The organism is Halobacillus sp. BBL2006, assembly GCF_000786645.1.
Classification (GTDB): domain Bacteria; phylum Bacillota; class Bacilli; order Bacillales; family Halobacillaceae; genus Halobacillus.
In genome coordinates, this window is record NZ_JRNX01000357.1 from 1 (window position 1) to 2,460 (window position 2,460).

Annotated in this window: 2 protein-coding genes; both read left to right on the forward strand. The window is 41.0% G+C overall.

Going from position 1 to position 2,460, the window contains the following annotated elements:
- Positions 1-340: 340 nt before the first annotated feature.
- Positions 341-1,120: an enoyl-ACP reductase FabI gene (gene fabI / locus LD39_RS11200; protein WP_035546351.1), complete on the forward strand. Its 780-nt coding sequence runs from the start codon at positions 341-343 to the stop codon at positions 1,118-1,120.
- A gap of 396 nt (positions 1,121-1,516) precedes the next feature.
- The gene (locus tag LD39_RS11205; RefSeq protein WP_035546353.1) at positions 1,517-2,440 is read left to right on the forward strand and encodes an ABC transporter ATP-binding protein; all 924 of its coding nucleotides are present in this window, start codon (positions 1,517-1,519) and stop codon (positions 2,438-2,440) included.
- Positions 2,441-2,460 lie beyond the last annotated feature (20 nt).

Sequence of the window (2,460 nt, forward strand, 5' to 3'; positions counted from 1 at the left end):
TAGGCGAGATCCCACAGGGCGCAGCCCGAGGAAGCTTGCCGGTTCCCCCACAGGAAAGCGAGCCCTTCCCCAACGACCCTAAAACCACACAAACATCTCGAAATCAAGTCTTCCACAATCCTGCACGTTTGTAGAAGGTTTTTGTAAAAGCTGTAGAAATAAAGAAAAGCTCTATATTTAAAAATGACTGCTTACTTGCTTGTGGAACAGGGTAAACGAAAATGAAACCATTGATTCGTAGACTTATTCAGCTTGCGATTGGTTCCTGATCTATTATAAAATAGGAGCAGGTACTAATAACAAATCCTAAATGTTGAAATTACCTCAAGGAGGATATGAAATGAATTTTTCTTTAGAAGGACGTACGTATGTGGTCATGGGAGTGGCCAATAAACGCAGCATTGCATGGGGCATTGCTCGTTCTTTGCATGAAGCTGGAGCACGTCTAATCTTCACAGTCGCTTCAGAGCGTTTTGCGAAATCCGTTCAGGATCTTGCTGCAACGCTTGAAGGCGGAGAAGAGTCTCTTGTTTACGAATGTGACGTGACAAATGACGAAGCGATTATCCAGACATTTGAGAAAATCCAAGAGGATGTAGGTACCATCCACGGTCTTGCTCACTGTATCGCTTTTGCAAACCGTGATGAACTGAAGGACGAGTTCTTGAACACAAGCCGCGATGGCTTCTTAACGGCACACAATATCAGTTCTTATTCACTAACAGCCGTCGCACGTGCAGCGAAGCCGTTGATGACGGATGGTGGAAGTATCTTGACACTTACTTACCTTGGAGGCGAACAGGTCGTCAAAAACTATAATGTCATGGGTGTCGCAAAAGCAAGTCTTGATGCCAGCATGAAATACTTGGCAAACGATCTAGGTAAGCACAACATCCGTGTGAACGCAATCTCCGCTGGACCGATTCGTACGCTTTCTGCAAAAGGAGTGGGAGACTTTAACCAGATTCTATCTGTCATTGAAGAACGTTCTCCATTGCGCAGACCAGTGACTCAGGAAGAGGTAGGCGACACGGCTTACTACTTGATGAGTGACCTTTCACGTGGTGTCACAGGCGAAATCATTCACGTCGATTCTGGTTTCAACATTGTTTCTTACTAATAGAGTTAGAGCCCTTTTCTGTTCTATTCAGAAAGGGGCTTTTTTAGTTAGGCAAATGGGACTTGATTCCCGAGTAATAGGAGAGTTTTGAAGCTTTGGTTCAGTTCTTTCTGACAGCACGTTACTAGTCTCTTTTCTTCAACTTCCTACCATTTATTTAATTGATTTTTGATGGATCTTATTTTTAGAGATAATTAAGGCAGGGCTATCGTCTATGTTAATTTCTTTAACATAGACGATAGCCCTGCCTTCTCTTATGTTAAAGAAGTAAATTCAGTCACAACATATTTTACTTTATGAATGGAATAATAGTTGTTAATACTTTTTTAATATCTTTATAAGTGGTTGATAAGAGTTTCTTGGCATAATGGTCTTAGTTGAAAGGGAGGTAGTGCAGTGAAGAAGACACCAGTCGCTGAATTAATAAACGTAAAGAAACGGATAGGGAAGACCACGATTATTGATGATATATCTCTACAGGTTTTTCCAGGTGAGGTATTCGGCTTTCTTGGACCAAATGGAGCAGGGAAAACCACAACAATTCGTATGATGGTAGGGTTAATGGATATTACAGAAGGAGAAATCTTGATACACAACCATAGTATTGAAAAAAATTATGAAAAAGCCATTGCTCATGTTGGTGGGATTATTGAAAATCCGGAGATGTACAAGTTTCTGTCTGGGTATGACAACTTGATTCACTATGCAAGAATGGTGCCAACTAAGGTTACGAAGTCCCGAATTAATGAAGTAGTGAAATTGGTAGGTTTGGAAAAAAGCATTAGAAATAAAGTGGGAAGTTATTCACTTGGGATGAGGCAAAGGTTAGGTCTCGCGCAAGCTTTACTTCACTCTCCATCCTTATTAATTCTTGATGAGCCTACCAATGGTCTGGACCCTGCAGGTATTCGGGAAATTCGAAATTATATCAGAAGAATCGCTCATGAAGAAGACATGGCTGTGTTTGTTTCCAGTCACCTTCTTGCTGAGATGCAATTGATGTGTGACCGTATCGGAATTATCCAAAACGGGAGATTAATAAGTGTGGAATCAGTTGGAGACTTTGTCGGTTCCTCTTCGAAAGAAAGTGTGCGTTTCTATGTATCACCTGCGGATAAGGCAGTAAACTTGCTGCAATCTACTGACGATTCCGTAATCGTAAACCAAGGGGACGATTTTATTGATGTGGCAGTTATGTATGAGGAAGTTGCAAACATGAATGAATTGTTTGTGAAGAATAACGTGAAGGTCTATGGCATCACGAAGACCCAATCAACATTAGAAGAGAAATTTTTAGAGATTACAGGAGGTGGAAAATAAATGGTCAGATTACTAAATTT

Excerpts from the sequence above, each read along its gene's own strand:
- fabI (WP_035546351.1), top strand. The coding sequence starts at position 341 with ATGAATTTTTCTTTAGAAGGACGTACGTATGTGGTCATGGGAGTGGCC.